The sequence below is a fragment of the Succiniclasticum ruminis DSM 9236 genome, assembly GCF_900112895.1.
GTDB lineage: Bacteria > Bacillota > Negativicutes > Acidaminococcales > Acidaminococcaceae > Succiniclasticum > Succiniclasticum ruminis.
Genome location: NZ_FONL01000001.1, coordinates 27774 through 45463, shown reverse-complemented (window position 1 = coordinate 45463; position 17690 = coordinate 27774). Strand labels below are relative to the sequence as shown.

At 51.0% G+C, this 17690-nt stretch carries 15 protein-coding genes; 8 read left to right on the top strand and 7 right to left on the bottom strand.

What is annotated here, in order from left to right:
- Positions 1–58 precede the first annotated feature (58 nt).
- Together amrS and amrA are read right to left on the bottom strand one after the other, a co-directional pair.
- Complete coding sequence (gene amrS, locus BM159_RS00185) at positions 59–886, bottom strand: AmmeMemoRadiSam system radical SAM enzyme (protein ID WP_093912267.1); 828 nt, start codon at positions 884–886, stop codon at positions 59–61.
- An 84-nt stretch (positions 887–970) separates the two neighbouring features.
- Positions 971–2362, bottom strand: coding sequence for an AmmeMemoRadiSam system protein A (amrA, locus tag BM159_RS00180; protein WP_093912266.1), 1392 nt, complete (start codon positions 2360–2362; stop codon positions 971–973).
- 241 nt (positions 2363–2603) lie between these two features.
- Here amrA and BM159_RS00175 point away from each other — a divergent pair, with 241 nt between their 5' ends.
- Positions 2604–4448 carry an HAD-IC family P-type ATPase gene (locus tag BM159_RS00175; RefSeq protein ID WP_093912265.1) on the top strand — a complete coding sequence of 615 codons (1845 nt, stop codon included), beginning with the start codon at positions 2604–2606 and terminating at the stop codon, positions 4446–4448.
- A gap of 145 nt (positions 4449–4593) precedes the next feature.
- Here the strand turns inward: BM159_RS00175 and BM159_RS00170 are convergent, their stop codons facing one another.
- The 3 genes from BM159_RS00170 to BM159_RS00160 all read right to left on the bottom strand — a co-directional run bounded on the left by BM159_RS00170 (position 4594) and on the right by BM159_RS00160 (position 7421).
- A complete protein-coding gene (locus tag BM159_RS00170; RefSeq protein ID WP_093912264.1) occupies positions 4594–6258 on the bottom strand; it encodes a serine hydrolase domain-containing protein in 1665 nt (554 codons plus the stop codon).
- A 62-nt stretch (positions 6259–6320) separates the two neighbouring features.
- Positions 6321–6650: an AzlD domain-containing protein gene (locus tag BM159_RS00165; protein WP_093912263.1), complete on the bottom strand. Its 330-nt coding sequence runs from the start codon at positions 6648–6650 to the stop codon at positions 6321–6323.
- Between the two features lie 75 nt (positions 6651–6725).
- Positions 6726–7421, bottom strand: a complete 696-nt coding sequence (locus BM159_RS00160) for an AzlC family ABC transporter permease (RefSeq protein ID WP_093912262.1) — start codon at positions 7419–7421, stop codon at positions 6726–6728.
- Between the two features lie 335 nt (positions 7422–7756).
- On the opposite strand from BM159_RS00160, the gene BM159_RS00155 reads away from it, so the two are divergent.
- The 6 genes from BM159_RS00155 to BM159_RS00130 all read left to right on the top strand — a co-directional run bounded on the left by BM159_RS00155 (position 7757) and on the right by BM159_RS00130 (position 14584).
- Entirely contained in the window at positions 7757–9010 is a 1254-nt protein-coding gene (locus BM159_RS00155) for a DUF1015 domain-containing protein (RefSeq protein ID WP_093912261.1), read from the top strand.
- A 32-nt stretch (positions 9011–9042) separates the two neighbouring features.
- Positions 9043–10128: a 3-phosphoserine/phosphohydroxythreonine transaminase gene (serC, locus tag BM159_RS00150; RefSeq protein WP_218149463.1), complete on the top strand. Its 1086-nt coding sequence runs from the start codon at positions 9043–9045 to the stop codon at positions 10126–10128.
- A gap of 212 nt (positions 10129–10340) precedes the next feature.
- Entirely contained in the window at positions 10341–11483 is a 1143-nt protein-coding gene (locus tag BM159_RS00145; protein ID WP_093912259.1) for an exo-alpha-sialidase, read from the top strand.
- A gap of 79 nt (positions 11484–11562) precedes the next feature.
- Positions 11563–12525 carry a tripartite tricarboxylate transporter substrate binding protein gene (locus BM159_RS00140; protein ID WP_093912258.1) on the top strand — a complete coding sequence of 321 codons (963 nt, stop codon included), beginning with the start codon at positions 11563–11565 and terminating at the stop codon, positions 12523–12525.
- Positions 12526–12627: 102 nt separating this feature from the next.
- Positions 12628–13098: a tripartite tricarboxylate transporter TctB family protein gene (locus tag BM159_RS00135; RefSeq protein WP_177205829.1), complete on the top strand. Its 471-nt coding sequence runs from the start codon at positions 12628–12630 to the stop codon at positions 13096–13098.
- A 10-nt stretch (positions 13099–13108) separates the two neighbouring features.
- A complete protein-coding gene (locus BM159_RS00130; protein WP_093912256.1) occupies positions 13109–14584 on the top strand; it encodes a tripartite tricarboxylate transporter permease in 1476 nt (491 codons plus the stop codon).
- Positions 14585–14744: 160 nt separating this feature from the next.
- On the opposite strand, the gene BM159_RS00125 is transcribed toward BM159_RS00130, so the two are convergent.
- Entirely contained in the window at positions 14745–15221 is a 477-nt protein-coding gene (locus BM159_RS00125) for a YbaK/EbsC family protein (RefSeq protein ID WP_093912255.1), read from the bottom strand.
- A 148-nt stretch (positions 15222–15369) separates the two neighbouring features.
- Between BM159_RS00125 and BM159_RS00120 the strand changes: the two genes are divergently transcribed.
- The gene (locus tag BM159_RS00120) at positions 15370–16500 is read left to right on the top strand and encodes a CaiB/BaiF CoA transferase family protein (protein ID WP_093912254.1); all 1131 of its coding nucleotides are present in this window, start codon (positions 15370–15372) and stop codon (positions 16498–16500) included.
- 47 nt (positions 16501–16547) lie between these two features.
- Here the strand turns inward: BM159_RS00120 and BM159_RS00115 are convergent, their stop codons facing one another.
- Positions 16548–17270 (bottom strand): HD-GYP domain-containing protein, encoded by a 723-nt coding sequence (locus tag BM159_RS00115; protein ID WP_093912253.1) that lies wholly within the window; start codon positions 17268–17270, stop codon positions 16548–16550.
- Between the last annotated feature and the right edge of the window lie 420 nt (positions 17271–17690).

Genomic DNA, 17690 nt, shown 5'->3' with positions numbered 1-17690 from the left:
TCATGATGTTTTGCGCAGGCTTTTTCTTTTTCTTCACTATTTTATTTAATGTAGAGTTTCAACAATTTCCCGTATAAACGTATTTTAAATAGTTGCGTGCTACATCTGCCAACCGGTATACCCGGGCAGCAGGCGTTTCATTTCTGTCCACCATGTTCCAGCGGGGGAAGAATTTGCTTACGTGCAGCGGAATGTCCGGCGAAAGTCCGGCGATCCATTGGGCGATGGCTTCCATTTCTTCCGGGCTGTCATTCTCTTTGGGTACGATCAGCGTAGTCAGTTCTACATGGGCAGTTTTGCATGCTTCCGTAATGAAAGCTTTTACCATTTCCAGGTCGCCGCCCAGCTTTTTGTACCATTCCGGTGTAAAGCCTTTCAGGTCAATGTTGTAGGCGTCCACAATGCCTCCAAGACTCTTTGCGATTTCTACAGAAAAGTTCCCGTTGGTGACCACTACGTTTTTTTGTCCTTTGCTATGTACAAGTTCACCGGTGTCACGGATAAATTCCCAGCTTAACAGGGGCTCATTGTAGGTAAAGGCGACGCCGATGTTGTTCCGGTTTTTCAGTTCCAGCGCTTTGGCCGCAATCTGTTCCGGTCTGGCGATAACAGGCTGGAAGGCATCCCGTCCGTTTTGGGAAATGGAAAAATTCTGGCAGAAAGGACAGCGCAGGTTGCAGCCATAACTTCCCAAAGACAAAATCGTCGTTCCGGGATAAAACCGGTTCAGCGGTTTCTTTTCTATCGGATCCAGCGCCAGCGAAGTCAAAAAACCATAATTGCCGCAGACATTCTTTCCGTCCTTCAGTGTGCGGGCGCGGCAGAACCCGGTCTTGCCTTCCTGCAGCGTGCAGTGGTGGTGACAGTAGGGACAGGTGTATGACATGATTGTTACTCCTTGCATGTAAAAACGGTAAAAGTTACAATGTGAAGGCGGTATCTGCAGGTTGGTTATCTGCTTAACAAAAGACTAGAAATGCCGTATCACTTCAAAGCGCTGCAGCTGGCAGCCGCTTTCTTCCGGACGGATGCCGGCTTTCTGTTTGGCGATATCGACTTGCTGCTCAATGGTATCCACGCCGGGCAGGTTGGGCAGCAGCAACCCGCTGCGACTGCCTTTGGTCACCAGCACGCCGTACCGTTTTACGTCCAGCTGGGCCGGCGAGCTGATGGGTTCCATGGGTCCTAACACGTCTACGCTGTATTCCAGTTCTCCCAGTTCATCGGGCAGCACCGGGGTAAAACGGGGATCGCGGCTGCAGGCGGAAATGGCATTGTGCCGAATCTCTTCCGCCACGTTGTCGTACATGGGGCCGATGGTGCCGATGCAGCCCCGCAATGCGCCGCGGATCTTTAGCGAAACGAACACGCCGGCCTTCTGCGCCGTCATCTCCGGGATAATATGCTGTGGGGAACGCAGGTAGCCGCCTTTGCTTTTCACGTAATGCTCGATGACTTCCCGTGCCAGTTTCACGTACTCGTCTTCTTTGGCCAGCCGTTCTGCTTTCATCCTGCCCCGGATGGTGTCGTAGGCGCTCAGGAAGTGACGGCTTTCATCTGTGCCGGTTGGGGTGAACAGGGTGACGCCGTACCCTACGCCGAAGGGTCCTTCATAGCTCAGTTTTTCCGCTTTCACTGCCAGCCCGTCAAAGGCACCGGCCATTAAAACGAAAGAACGGTGACCGCATTCGGCGGCTTCTTCCAGAAACGTATCTTTAAAGGAAAACAGCTCGGCAAAGTTGCCGCTTCCCATTACGTCCATAATTCTTTTATCGTATTCCGGACCTGCGGGGTTAAAACCGTAAGGACCGCTTTTTGTAAGTTTGTGGGACAGGTCGCCGCTGGCAATCCAGGCAATCTTCCGGCTCAGCTTTTCTGCCGTTTCCGCAATGAGCATGCCAACCCGGTAATGCTCTTTCAGGGAAAAACCGGAAAGGGCCAGCCGTACGATTTTGCAGGTTTTGCAGTATTTGGCGAGGAAATACAGGGGCACCATGGTTCCGTGATCCAGTTCCGGCTGCCGGTTGCCCAAAGTGCCGGCAGGGATGCCCTCCTGTTTTGCAGCTGCGTCAATAGCATGGACTAGTTCTTCGTCATATGCTGCCGTAAACTTGACCTGGGGCGCGCCGAACTGGGCCATGGTTCCTTTTGCTGAGGCGCCCGGTGAAATATGGAAATAATCAGAGTACAAAATGGAATGGGGGCTGGAGATGATGACCGTGTCCGGTTTTAAATCTGCTATGAATTTCGCAGCGGCTTCAAATGCGTCGATAGTGGACTGGATGCGTTTTTCTTCCCCGTGGCCCACTTCGGGAAGGATGAGGGGCGGGTGGGGGACCTGAACTGCGCCGAGGATTGCCATGGTGAGACTCCTTTCTGCATTGCTGTTTACAAATTGAATAATCTGTCTGTTTCTGGTGCAGATTTTGGTGAAATTGAGAGACATTAGAAAACATTACATGCATCACGCTTTAATTGTTTTCCTTTCTTACATTATACAGCAAAATGCGAAGAAACGTATCAGCAAAATTGACAAGAAAAGTCTGCCTTGTTAAGATTAGTATGAAGTGAATCACGATACTAAATTTCGGAGTCTTGTGTGCATGAAATCAGAAAACGTAACAGAGAATGAAATAAATAATAAAAGCACGGACGAATCAGTACAACCAGCCTCCGCAGTCCAGGAAGTTGACACTGCGTCTATTAACGCTGCGGAGCAGGACGCGACACCACAGCCGAAACGTCGGCAGCGGCCTAAACAAAAGGGACGTGCGGTTGCCGGACAAATTTCCCGGTTAAAACTGGCGTTGCTGAGTCTGATACCGTTGCTGGTGATTGCGGTTTGGACAGAAGTAGCGCCGTTACTGGCGTCTGCCGGTATCCGGGCCAGCCTGTTTGACTTGCCGGGAGCATATGATACAGTCAATTTACGCGGCGTGCTTCAACTGGTGTTGTTAGTTCCCATACTCTACGCAGGCCGTCAGTTTTACCAGCAGGCGTTGCAGGATCTGCAGGAGCGTATTCCTTCGGCGGAGGTATTGTTGCTCATCAGCACCATTGCTGCCGTGGCGGGCGGATTGTTTACTGCTGTCCATCTTGTGCTGGGGCAGCCATACGGGAATCTGCCGCCGCTGTTTCTTTTCTATATTGGTGTATGCGTGACGGCAGCGCTGGGAAGCGTTTATCTGGATCGCTGGTGTAAGGCGCCCCTGCCACAGTTTCTGGATATGCCCTCTATGTGGTTGGTGAGCAGCTCTATCCTGTTGTCTATTGTGGCCTGCCTCAGCTTTTTCTTTACCGGAAAAGCGACTTTCCCCATCTGGCAGGTTGCCGTGTCCATCTTTGTCTGCTGCTGCCCGATACTGTTGCTGCCGGCTGTCAGCACAGCTGCCTTTACCGCAGTGCAGAAAGCGGCGGCGCAGAACATCCTGTTGCGGGATGGAACCATTTTAGGGGATGCCGGCGAAACATCGCTGATTATTTTTGACAAAACAGGAACCCTGACCATCGGGCACCCGGTGCTGACGGATATCCATATCTTCAACAACGGTTCTGAACCCGGACTGCTGAGTCTGGCAGCAGCCATGCTGCAGGACAGCGAACTGCCGGAAGCTGCGGCAGTGCGGGGGGCGGCGGAAGGATGTAAACTGCCTCTGGTAACAGAGGTCCGGTCCACACCGGAAGGCTGGCACAGCGCCCGCTGTTTCAAGGAAAACATCCGGCTGGGTTCCCTGGAATTTGTTAAACGCTATGCCCGGATTCCGGCGGAGACCAACGGGTACGTGGAACAGATGTCCGACGCGGGCAAGACGGTGTGGTACCTGACGGTGGGGCGCACCCTGTATGCTATTTTCGGGTTTTCCGATGAGCTTCGGAAAGAAACGCCGGAAGCTATGCGCCGGTTAAAAGAGATGAACATTGTCACATCCGTGATGACCGGGGATAATAAACGGGCCGGTCTGTATTTAGGCAGGCTGGCCGGCGCAGATCGTGTGGCGGCGGAACTGCTGCCCACCCATAAAGCGCAGCTGGTACAGACTTTCCGCAAAGGCGGGGAAGTGGTGGCAGTGGTTGGCGATGGCGACAACGATGCCCCGGCGCTGGAGTGCGCGGACTTCGGATTTGCCGTAGGCAGCGGTACCAAAACCGTGTGGAAAGCAGCCCAGGTGGTACTGACCGACAATGATCTGTGCAACGTGGCGGCTACCTTTACGTTGAGCCGCGCCTGCGTGGAAACCGTTAAAGACAACGTGCGAAAGGTGTGTATCTGTAATCTTGTACTGTTGCCCTTTGCCCTGGGTATTGCAACCCTGTTTGGCGGTCCCATGCTGAAGCCCTGGATGCTGCTTATGGTTACGATTGTGGCAGCAGCATTGGTAACACATAACACATGGAAACTGAAAAAAACGAAATTGGCGGGTCGGCGCAATGACAGCTTTCCCGAATAATACAGTTAGAACGCAGGTATGGAAAGTTAATGAACAACAAGATATTTGACGTTGTCTTTATTATATTAACAGAAAGCAGGCTCGAAAGCCGCGCCACGCCTGAAGTTGCGAAAAAAATCCGGTCACTTAAGTGACCGGATTCGTTTTATTTCGGGAATACATTTTCAATAATAGTCTTCATGAAATTCTCTTCCCAGCGGTAGTTGCGACTGTAACGTCCTTTGTTATGTTTGTAGTCTGTAGCGAAACCGTTCTGCAGGAAGAGGAATCCATTCTTTGTGCCGGGCTGCCACATGAGGCCGCCGATGAAACCGTAGGCTTCTCCCAGATGACCAACCAGGTCAAAGTCAGGCCGGTTGGGGGCGGGTCTGGTGGAACCGTTGCCGCTGAAGTATTGCAGGGCCAGGCCGTAGCTTTCGATGGAGTCGTTTTCGATGTTTCCGTTAGGTTGGGCCGGATTGTAATTCCACACTGGTTTTTCCATCAGTTGTACCGTAGTGGGTTTTAGGAGTTCTTTTCCTTTGAACTTCCCCTGATTCAGCAGCATCTCCAGCATGTGAGCCAGTTCTTCCGGAGAAATTCGCAGTCCTCCCTGGGGAGAAAAGATGCCGGCATTGGTTCCGGGGCGGTAACTGGAAAGCAGGGAAGCGCTTGGTAAATCGATAGGCCGGTCGTCGATCTGGGCGTAGTAGCGGCCCGATTCTCCTTTTGTCTTTCGGTACAGGGTTCCCATTTTTTGCAGGTCAGAAGAGGAAAAATCCCGGAGATTGAAGCTGCCTTTGATGTCCAGAGGCCTCAGCACGTTCTTCGTCATGTATTTGTCAAAACGCTGGCCGGACACTTTTTCTGTGATGGTAGCCAGCAGCACGTAATTAAGGTTGCAATAGCTGAAGTACGAACCGGGAGCTTTGCCTCGTGTCCAGCAGTCTGCTGAAGTGAAAAAGGATTTGACGTTACTTTTAAAAGGCACATAAGGTGTGGGGTAATCCCGGATGGAAGAAGTGTGGGACAAAAGCATCCGGGAGGTAATCGGCTTGTTGGGATAGTTCGGATTCCGCAGCGTGAAGCCCAGGTAACGGCTCACGTCTTCGTCAAGATTGATTTTGCCTTCTTCCACCAGTTTCATATAGCCTGCGGCAGTAAAAATTTTAGAGATAGATGCAACACGGAAACGGCTTTCGGAGGTGACGGGCAGGTTCCAGTTTTTGTTCCGGGGACTGAGGAAACGGTTGCCCATCATATTACGGTATACTTCCTTGCCGTTCTTGAACACGATGACCGCCAGACCCGGAACTTTTTCCCCGTAGCCGCCAATCATGTCTGCCAGGGCGGCGTCCAGTTTCCGGGTTGCCGTCTTGGATAGCAGGGAGTTGTAATTCTCCTCTTTATTCTGGATGCGGAAAGGGTGGCCGGGGACGACGGTTGCACTTTGTTTCTGCGCTGCGGCTGATTTGACTGCTTCAGTTGTTTTTGGTTGTGATGTTGTGACCGGCTTACTTGCAGCAGGCGCAGTATCCGTTGCGGCGGCCGAAACAGTGACAGGCTGCGTTGTTTCAACGGGTGCTGTTGTCACTGGTGTGCTTTCCGGTTTTTCTGTTGCGGACTGCAATGCCTGCTCAGGTTCCGCAGCAGGCTGGGGAGCGGTTGCTGTGGATTGCGCGGAAATTTGCCGGGGAACCGTTCCGGCAGAAGCGCCCGGGGCGCGAACCGTCGGCGCCACAGGGGCGGCAGTTGCTGCAGCCGTATAAAAAGAAAAAATCAGTGCAACGGCAATTGTACTGATTTGTTTTTTGCTTGCAGGAAACATCATGAAACCCCCATAAAATTTATGACAAACATGGAGTTTGAAATTCTGAAAGAAAATATTTTTTGCTAAATTAGGTATTTAAAAATGCAGAAGAAAACCGTCCCCGCCACGAGAGCCACCGGCAGTGACTGTGTTTTATACACGACAGGGAAGGCGCAGATGGTGGCCCACAGACCGTAGTTCTGCAGGGAAAAGTTCAGTGCATTGTCCTTCAGGAATATGTCGGGGAAAATCAGCGCGCCGAAAATCGCGGTAGGGATGTATTTCAGCCAGATGCTGAACCAGTCCGGCAGCTTACGGCCCCGCAGTAAAAGAAGGGGAAGTTCCCGGCAGGAAAAGGTGCCGATTACCATCATCAGGGTGGCGCCGTAAATATATAAGGATTCGTTATCCATTGAGATTCTCCAGTCTGCCGGTTGTTTTCCGGCAAGTGTTAATCTTTGTAAATAAAGAAACTGAATTGTTTATTATCAGGAGTCAGCTTCTTCTTTTTTCGAATGTTTTACTTCCAGCCAGCAGGCAATCACAGAAACGATCAGCGTGGCCAGCACGATGTGCAATTTAAAGGGTACCACAAAGGAAAGAAGCACAGAAAGAATGCCGCCCAGGAGCCCGGCGATCAGCAACACCGTATCATGCAGGTAACTGCTCCAGATGCCTAAAAACATGGCGACCAGGATATAGGAAACCAGTTCAGTGGGAGGGTTCAGCCAGGCCGCCGCCGTGCAGCCGATGAAGTTGGCGCTGGCCCAGACCAGACAGGGTGAAAAACCTAATGCCAGTCCCTGGTGCGGATCCCAGTCCTTATCCTTATTAAAACTGTCCAGGTTTACCGCGAAAGTTTCGTCGGTAATGTTCTGGGCGAAGATTACCGAATAAGGAAGAGAGCAGTTTTTAATGTGGGGGTACATGGCTGTGGAAAAGAACATGTACCGCAGGCTCACCATAAAATTGGTAACCAGGATGGAAAACAGCGAGGCGTTGTCCAGCAGCATGGCGATGCAGATGAACTGCCCGCTGCCCGAATAAGCCAAAATGCTCATGATAAACGCTTCGATGGGAGCGATATGCGCCTGCTGTCCCAAAATACCGCAGGCCAGCCCCAGGAACAGGTAACCGATATATATCGGCATGGCCCGTTGGATCACTTTTTTATTAAAATGCAAGGTAAAAACCGTCCTTTTGAAAACTGTGATAATATTTAATTATATAGCGAGTTCCTGTTTTCTGCAATTCTGTACAGGAAATAAAATTTGATTTTGTCTCAGTTTTTACAAATACAAAACCGGATTTGTGAAAAAGCATAGCATAATTGTGAAAGATACACAACATATATTGACATTCGTCTCTTTTTACTACTATAATTAGATATTAATTATAATAATGAACTACAAATCGGGAAAAGAAATGAGTAAAATATCGGAAATGGCATAATTATGCACGGTTTTGCGAATGCTTTTCCTGAGAACAGTGTTTATAGTTTTATACAGGAGGTTTTTCTATGGCAACGGTAAGACCTTTCAGAGGATTGAGACCGGAATTGGAACTGGCGGCAAAAATCGCATCGCTGCCCTATGACGTAATGGACACGGAAGAAGCCCGCGCAAAAATCGCGGCGGATCCATTCAGTTTTTTAACAGTAACCAAATCGGAAGCCACGCTGCCCGAAGGTACAGACCCCTACAGTGATGAAGTCTACGCAAAGGCCAGGGAAAATCTGGTCAGCTATGTTACCAGCGGCAAAATGAAACAGGATAAGACGCCCTGCTTTTATATTTACCGGCAGCGGATGAACCAGCATATCCAGATCGGACTGGTGGCAACGGCAGCGGTGGAAGAATACCGCAACGGCACCATCCGCCGGCACGAACTGACCCGCACGGAAAAGGAGCTGGACCGGGTACGTCACATTACCGTGACAAAAGCCCAGACAGGTCCGGTGTTCCTGACCTACCGGCAGCGTCCGGAAATCAGCTCGTACATTCTGAAGTTGATGGCGGAGCGGGAACCGGTCATCAACTTTATCGCCGAAGACGGCGTGCGCAATACCCTGTATGTGGTAGACGACCCGGTGCAGATCCGGGAGATCACCCGTCTCTTTGAGGCGGTGCCCGCGTTTTACATTGCGGACGGCCATCATCGCTGCGCCGGCGCCATGCGCGTGGCGGACCAAAGGGAAAAGGAAGCGGGCGCAAAGGATGCGAATGCTGAATATGAGTATTTCCAGGCCGTCATCTTCCCCGACAACATGATGGAGATACTGGACTACAACCGTGTTGTGGCCGATCTGGCCGGTTACAGTGAAATCACGTTCATGCGGGCCGTGGAAGAGAAGTTCCTGATTAAGCCCATGCGCAAAGCGTATCATCCGGAGAAGCGCCACACCTTCGGCATGTATCTGGCGGGACGCTGGTATGAACTGAGAGCCAAAGAGGGTACCTTTGACCCGAAGGATACGATTGCCGCATTAGATGTTTCCATTCTTCAAAACAATCTGCTGGCGCCGGTCCTGAAAATCGGCGACCCCCGCACGGATGACCGTATTGGTTTTGTGGGCGGCATCCGGGGCCTGGAGGAACTGGAACGTAAAGTGGACAGCGGCAAATTTGCCGTGGCCTTCTCCATGTACCCCACCCTGATGCAGGAAGTCATGTCCGTTGCGGACGCGGGCCAGATCATGCCGCCCAAGTCCACCTGGTTTGAACCCAAATTAAGAGACGGTATGGTGGTGCATCTGCTGGAAGATTTACAGTAATTAAGTTAATTTTTTGAAAAGGAGTAATCAACGTGAGCCGGATATTCAATTTTAACGCGGGCCCTGCGGCCCTGCCTCTGGAAGTACTGGAAGAAGTACAGGCGGAACTGCTGGATTTTAACAATACCGGGATGTCCATCCTGGAAATCAGCCATCGCAGCCCTGCTTTTGAAAAAGTGCTGGAAGAAACCAAACAGGATATAAAAGATTTGCTGAATCTGCCGGACGATTACGGCATCTTCTTTATGGGCGGCGGCGGCAGCCTGCAGTTCAGCTGCGTGCCCTGCAACTTTTTGAAAGAAGGGATGACGGCGGCGTATGCCGACACCGGTTCTTTCTCCGACAAAGCCTTTGAAGAAGCGGAAAAAGTGGGCAGGGCGGTGAAGGTGTTCAGCTCCAAAGACCGGGGCTACGACCGGGTGCCCCGTCCGGAAGAAGTGAAGCTGCCGGAAAACTGCGCATACCTGCACATTACCGGTAACAATACCATTGAAGGCACGGAGTATTTTGCCTATCCGGAAACGGGAGACGTGCCCCTGATCGCGGACATGTCTTCGGAAATTCTGTCCCGTCCTTTCCCGGTAGAAAAGTTCTCCCTGATTTACAGCGGGGCACAGAAGAATATCGGGCCCGCCGGCGTGGTGCTGATCATTGCGAAGAAAGATTACGTGGCCGGCCGCGACAAAAAGCTGCCCGTCATGATGAACTATGAAACTATACTGAACAAGGATTCCCTGTACAACACGCCGCCGGTATTTGCAATCTATATCGTAGGCAAGGTGGCAAAGTGGCTGAAGAAACAGGGCGGCCTGGCAGCTATGGAAGCCGTGAACCGGAAAAAAGCGGCTTTGTTGTACGCGCTGCTGGACAAGTATCCGGAATTTTATAAAGGCCGGGCGGAAAAGGCCAGCCGTTCCATCATGAACGTGACCTTCAACCTGCCTTCCAAAGAACTGGAAGCAAAATTTGTGGAGGAAGGCAAACAGCGCGGGCTGGGCGGACTGAAAGGGCACCGCAGCGTAGGCGGTATCCGGGCTTCCATTTACAACGCCATGCCGCTGGCAGGCTGCGAGGCGCTGGCGCAGTTCATGGAAGAGTTCTATCAGAAAAACAAATAACGAACCGGTTGCGATCCGTGTTTAAACGGAGTAACTGCCTGTATCTTACAGGCAAACCGTTTCTTTCAAAGGGGCAGACGGACTGCCTTGCTAATACCTGAGTTTGTGAACCGGGGCTTTGGTTTTATTCCGAAGCCCTGTATTTTTTTGCGATTTTTTAGATGAAATGGTAAAATAGGAATAGCAATGAACAAGGAAAGGTGTGACCTTTTTTGTTTAAACAACTGATATGCAAAACATTGCCCACACCCATGTGCCACGGCAGCTGTCTGACGGCGCTGCCAAACGGTTCCCTGCTGTGCGTCTGGTTCGGCGGCAGCCGGGAAGGCGCGGCGGATACGGAGATCTATTTCTCTGTAGGCAGGCCCCGTTATACTGCGGTGAAAGAGAAAAAGCAGGACAGTGGCCGGGAGCATATCCATGACGGCCGTGTGCAGGAAACATTGGCGGTATCCTGTGAATGGACGGAACCGGTCTGCATCACGAACATGCCGGAGGCATGCTGGAACCCGGTGTTGCTGGTCCAGCACGAACATGTGCTGCTGTTTTTCAAAACCGGGAATAAAATAGCGGACTGGAAGACCATGGTCATGCTGAGCCGGACTGACCCGGTATATTGGGGACATCCTCGTCCGCTGGTACCGGGCGACTCCACCGGAGGCCGTGGGCCGGTGCGGACAAAACCCATCCTCCTTCCTTCCGGGCGTATCTGCGCCGGGGGGAGCATTGAGCGGGGCGACTGGCAGTGCTTCTGCGATTACAGCGATAATTACGGCATCACCTGGAACCGTACCGCGTTACTGGGACTGAACCTGCTGGCGCTTAATATGCCGGAAGCAGGGGAACACGGGCAGACGGAACCGGTAACGGCTTCCGAACTGCCGCCTCTCAGCGCCCAGAGCTTTAATGGGCGCGGCGTGATCCAGCCGGTCCTCTGGCAGGACAAAGGCAGGCTGCACATGTATATGCGCAGCACGGAAGGCTATATTTACAGCAGCGTTTCGGATGATGAAGGAAAACACTGGACAGACCCCCAGCCTACGGAACTGTACAATAACAACAGCGGATTTGATGTGATCCGTGTGCCGGGCGGCCGGCTGTTTCTGGCCTGCAACCCGGTGCGGGGCAACTGGGGCGCCCGTACGCCGCTGGCTCTGTTTATGGGCCGGGAAGACGGCAGCCGCTGGGAGATGTTCCTGCGGCTGGAAAAAGGGAAGGGCGAATTCAGTTATCCGTCCTTAACGTACGTCTTTAACGGATTGTGGGTGTCTTACACATACAACCGGGAAAACATTGCTGTTGTCTTTCTGACTTGGAAGGAAATCGCCCAATGCCGTAAGTTCAGGATAACATGACGCGGTTTGATATAGCAGGCAACTGCAGAATATGATAAAATAAATTGTATTGAAATCAATCAAAAAGGGAGGACGATCAATGAAGAAACTTATAACGTTATTAATGCTGACAGCGATGCTTTTAGGTGTGGCCGGCTGTGGTGGCAGTACGGAAAAGAAAGCAGCGTATCCGGCAGACGGCGACATTACTGTCATTATTCCGAAAGCACCGGGCGGCGGTACGGATACCAGTGCCCGCGGGCTGATTTCGTTCCTGCAAAAGGAGTTGAAGGGAAGCAAGTTTGTTCCCGTAAATAAACCGGACGGTGGCGGTATCACCGGTATGGTGGAACTGTCCAAGGCGAAACCGGACGGGCATACTTTAGGCATGGTGACGGTGGAACTGGCTATGTTCCCCCATCAGGGAAAAGCAACCGTGACCAACAGGGAGTTTGTTTCTGTATGTGCCCCCATTGCGGCCCCCGCTGCCCTGATTGTTACGAAGGAAGCGCCGTACAATACGCTGGATGAGTTTGTAAAATATGCAAAAGAGAATTCCGGCAAAATTTCCATGGGTAACTCCGGCACCGGCGCAATCTGGCATATTGCCGCGCTGAATTTTGAAAAGGAATTTGACGTAAAGTTTAAACACGTTCCTTACCCGAAGGGAAGCGCCGACATTGCGGCCGCTCTGGCAGGCAAACATATCGAAGCGACCCTGGCGGATCCCAGCGTGTTCAAGAGCCAGATTGATGCAGGCACGCTGAAAATTCTGGCTGTGATGGCGGATACCCGCAGCGAATTCTATCCCAAGGTTCCGACATTTAAGGAACTGGGCCATCCGATGGCAATCCGCGCCTGGGCTGCTCTGGTAGCTCCGAAGGGTACGCCGAAGGAAAAGTTGGATGTGCTGCGCAAGGCTGCTGAAAAAGTATGCAACAGCAAGGAATTTAAGGATTATTTCAAGAAACAGGGTATTGATCCCACGGCAATCATCGGTGATGCCTGTGATAAGATGATGGCGGACGACGACGCGATGTACGCTAAATTCCTGAAAAAGTAGAACCGTTTCAGAAGTGCGGCAGAGATGATCCGTACTTCCTTTATAAAAGCCGCAGCGGTATGTCAATATCGCTACGGCTTCTTCAAATCGGGGAGTTATAGTATGGTTTCCATGAAATTGTGCAATTTTGTGGTGTTTTTGATGGGTGTGGTTATTGGCGGAGCGATAATGGGTGCATCTGCCGGCTTTCCCATGGAGATTACGGAACAGGGGCCCGGCCCCGGTTTCTGGCCTTTCCTGCTGGGGTTAGCGCTGACCGTCGCGGCCCTGGTTTTAGCTGTTTATACGTTATGCCACCGTAAGGAACTGACGGTGGAAAAAGTGATTCTGGGCACTGCGGCCAACCGGCAGGTTTATGTGATGATGGCTCTGCTGGTACTATTTTGCGGACTGATCCATCTGATTGGTTTTTATGCTGCGGCTGTGGTTCTGATTCCCTGCATTATGCACCGGCTGGAGTGCCGGGATAAGAAGCTGATGCTTTTTACCGCGGTAGGAGTAACGCTGTTTATTTACCTTGTGTTCGGGCAGCTTCTCCATACGTCGCTCCCGTCCTCTGTGTTTTTAGAGTAGGAGGACGAAAATGGCGGATATTATTACAGCGTTGGGAATGATAGCAGATCCTTTCAATTTTGTGTGCCTGATTTTTGGCGTGGGCGTGGGAATTATGTTCGGCGCTATGCCGGGCCTTTCCGTGAATATGGGACTGGCGTTGCTGTTGCCTCTGGCTTTTGCGTTTAAAGGCATGGCCGGCATACTGATGCTGCTGGGAATTTACTGCGGCGCGATTTACGGGGGAAGCATCAGCGCTATCCTGTTAAAGACTCCGGGTACCCCTGCCAGTGTGGCTACGACCCTGGACGGTTATCCCATGGCAGTAGAACTGCGGCAGCCTGGCCGGGCGTTGGGGCTTTCCACTACGGCCAGTGCTTTTGGGGGAGTCTTCAGTACCGTTTGCCTGATTATCTGCGCACCGCTTCTGGCCAAGATTTCACTACAGTTCTCCAAACCGGAATATTTTGCCCTTGCGGTATTCGGGTTATCCATAATTACCAGTGTTTCCAGCGGTAACGTGATCAAAGGGATCATGGGGGGAATCATCGGTCTGTTTTTAGCTACGGTCGGTATTGATGCAATGAGCGGAGCCATCCGATTTACACTAAACACTACTTATCTGTTGGGTGGGGTCAGTTTCATCCCCATCCTGATTGGTGTGTTTGCCCTCTCGCAGACGTTGCAGAGTGTGGAGGACTGCTGGCGGAAAACACAACTTCAGCAGCATGTTTCCATTGACAATGTGTTGCCGTCCCTGACAGACTTGAAATGCTGTTTTGTAACTATGCTGCGCAGCAGCGCCATCGGTACATTTATCGGCTGTATCCCCGGAACGGGCGGGGATATTGCCAGTTTTGTGTCCTACGACCAGGCGAAGCGATGGAGCAAACACAGCGATAATTTCGGACACGGTGAACCGGAAGGGGTGGCTGCGCCGGAAGCAGGTAATAACGCCGTCAGCGGTGGGGCGTTTATCCCCGTACTGACATTAGGTATTCCCGGGGACGGGGCTACCGCAATTATGATGGGAGCCCTGATGGTACAGGGCCTGCAGCCGGGACCCTTGCTGTTCATTGACAAAGCTCCGGATGTGTACGCGATTTTTATCGGTTTACTTATGGCCAACATTATTATGGCCTGCATGGGCTATTCCCTGATCCGGCTGTTCGTGAAACTGACCAACGTACCGAATACGATATTGCTCCCCATCATTATGCTGATGACTTTTGTAGGTACTTACAGTTATGGAAATTCCATGACAGACGTGTACATTATGGTGGCCAGCGGTATTCTGGGATATTTTCTGAATAAGCTGAAGTTTTCCATGAGTGCTGTCATCATCGGCATTATCTTAGGCGGTATGGCGGAACAGAATTTTGTGGGGTCCCTGATTATGAGCGACGGTAATCCCGCAATCTTCTTTACGCGGCCCATCTGCCTGTTCTTCCTGGCAGCTGCTGTGATTTCCCTGGTTGCGCCTTTTGTAATGAAAAAGAAAAGATAAACAAATAAACCGTAATGTCCGGAGAGCATACTATGGAAAGATGCATTCCGAAGCATTACGGTTTTTTTGTCATTTCAAAACAGTGCTGAAATAGTAAACTGATTCAATTGGCGGCAGGCATATAGACAAATTGATGGCAGATGCACCAGCCAGCTGTCTTTCAGTTTTCCTGCCATCCTTTGCAGAGATCCACCCATCCTTCGTTAACCGTGTACTTTTCCAGTTCTTCCGGCGTCAGTTCGATGGCGTTGTTCTCTTCTCCCGCAGCGGGGAACATGGTGGGGAAGCGTTTCATGGAAATATCCAGATACACTTTGACGCCTTCGTTCACGCCGAAGGGACAGACGCCGCCCGGAGCGTGGCCAATCTGTTCCTCCACTTCGGCAAAGGGGAGCATGTGGGCTTTCATGCCGAAAAAGTGCTTGAACTTGGCATTGTCGATTTTTGTATCCCCGGCAGTTACAATTAAAACAGGCTGTTCCTTTCCTGCGAAGGAAAGCGTTTTGGCAATGCGGGCCGGTTCCGTACCGGCGGCCTTGGCAGCCAGTTCTACCGTAGCGCTGGACTCCTTGAAGGTAATAATCTTATCTTCCATCCCGAACCGGGACAGAAACTCACTGGCGCGTTCCACAGACATGATTGTAACTCCTTTGCATTTTAATTTTGTAATCGTTGTTCTTTAAAGTTTACGTTTTTCTGTTTCACTTGTCAACCGATGTTCAACAGATTAAAATAAGAATAGCAAATAGAAATATGCTAGGTTAGGACAAGATAGGAGTGAAACCATGGGACCCTTACAGGACATCAGAGTGCTTGACCTGTCACGGCTTTTGCCCGGCCCTTTCTGTACCCGCCTGTTCGCGGATATGGGGGCGGATGTCATTAAAATTGAAGAACCGGTTAAAGGTGACTACTCCCGGGACTTCGTGCCCCGGCGGGGTGATTTTGCCTGCTGGTTTATGGAAGTGAACCGTAACAAAAAGAGCGTGGCCCTGGACCTGAAACAGGAAAAAGACAGGAAAATCTTCCTTGAACTGGCAAAAACCGCTCATGTAGTGGTGGAGAGTTACCGTCCCGGCGTAATGGAAAAGCTGGGAGTTGATTTTGCCACTGTAAAAAAAGTAAATCCGAAGATCGTCTATTGTTCTATTACCGGTTATGGAAAACAGGGGCCCCTGATGAAGCAGGCAGATCACGATATCGGTTATCAGAGCCTTGCCGGCCTGATATCCCTCAGCGGGGAAAAGGACGGAAAACCATCCATACCCGGCGTACTGGCAGCGGACATGCAGGCTTCCGCCCTGGCGGGCATGTCGATCCTGGCTGCGCTGCGGCATGCGGACCGGACAGGGGAAGGGCAGGAAATCAGCATTTCCCTGTTTGATATCTGCCTGGCGCTGGTGCCCGGCGTCAGCGCAACCTATTTCGGTAACGGGTTCGTGAATGTGCGGGGCAACAACTGGCTCAGTGGCGCCAACCCCAATTACAACGTGTATCGGACAAAGGACGGCAGGTACATGAGTGTGGGCTGTCTGGAGGAAAAATTCTGGACAAAGCTGTGCAAGGTGTTGGAACGGCCGGATCTGGTTACGGCAATCCGTGATGAGAAGAATTATCCCATATTGAAAGAAGAACTGGCCGCTATCATTGCCGGAAAAACCATGGCGGAGTGGGTGGAACTGGCCAGAGGATCCGACGCCTGCTTTGAACCGGTGCTGAATTATGACGAGGCCGTAGCAACAGGGCAGGCGAAAGCTGACGAAATGGTATTGGATATAGAGGATCCGGAACTGGGCCATTACAGGACCATGGGTTTCGTTCCCAAATTTTCCAAAACGCCTTGTGCCTTTTACCGGAGAGCCCCCCGTCTGGGAGAAAATACAGAAGAATTACTGAAAGAAATAAAAATGGAGTGAAGTAAAATACAGCAGGCTGCGGAGCAATCCGTAACCTGCTGTTTGATTTATTCGTATTCTTTTAGTTCACTTGTTTCAGCTACCTTTGTTGCAACCGAAGACAGGGACGCGGCAGCTGTTTTTGATTTTTCCTTAGGTCCTTTTTTATTGAAAACCGGAACCGGTTTGATGGTATTGCCGGGAACGATGGCTTCAATAAAGGCTTTCACGATTTCCGGATCGAAAGCGGTCCCCATAGCGCTTAACAGTTCCTGCAACGCTTCCTGATGGCTTTTCTGCCACTGGGTCGCGCAGGGATTGATCACACTGTCGTAATAATCCGCTACGGCAATGATCCTTGCACCGAGAGGAATGTTCACGCCCTTCAGGCGCTTTGGATATCCGGTGCCGTCCCATTTTTCATGATGGCTGCGGATCAGGTCGATGATGCCGGAGAATTCTTCCATGTTTTCCAACATACTGCAGCCTGCGATACAGTGCCGCTTGTACTGGGCCATTTCACGGGTGCTCAGATACGGGAATTTATTCATGATGCTGTTGGGAACGCTTAAAAGGCCGATGTCGTGCATCAGCGCCGCTGTCCGGATGATGCCGATTTCCTTTCTGGATAGTCCCAGCTTGGCGGCCACGCTGGCCGAATAATTAGCTACCTGTTGCGAATGCAGATACAGAACTTCGTTCTTACGCTGTAAAAGTTCAAGAAAAAAGCTGCAGATCTCTTTCGTCTTCCCTGTATAGGCAAAATCAAGATACTGAGGAATAGAAAGCATAATATCACGTCCGTACTTAATTGTATTGCTTGGATTGGCCGGCTTTTTCCGGTCCGCGTAAATACGTTAAACCGGCATTTCCATGAGTTTTTTATTGCTTATCAGATAAATAAAACCGGAACGGATCCGGTTATGGTTTCAGTTTTTTCAGGTAAGTATAGTATAGTGGCTTTGGAAGAATCCGTCAAGACAAACTGTAATTCGCCAAAAGCAGGTTCGTCATATTATGCTCAAAATGTTAATTATTAAACACATAATGATAAAGCCGTAAACAATGTTATGAAATGCTTGAATTATTCGGCTTTGTGTGCTATATTTAGTGAATAAAAACAATCCGGGTCTGTGGTTGAAAGTCGATGCCAGTTGCAGGCGAAACGATCCACGTAAGCAGTAAGATTACTGTGAGCACGGTGCAGCTTA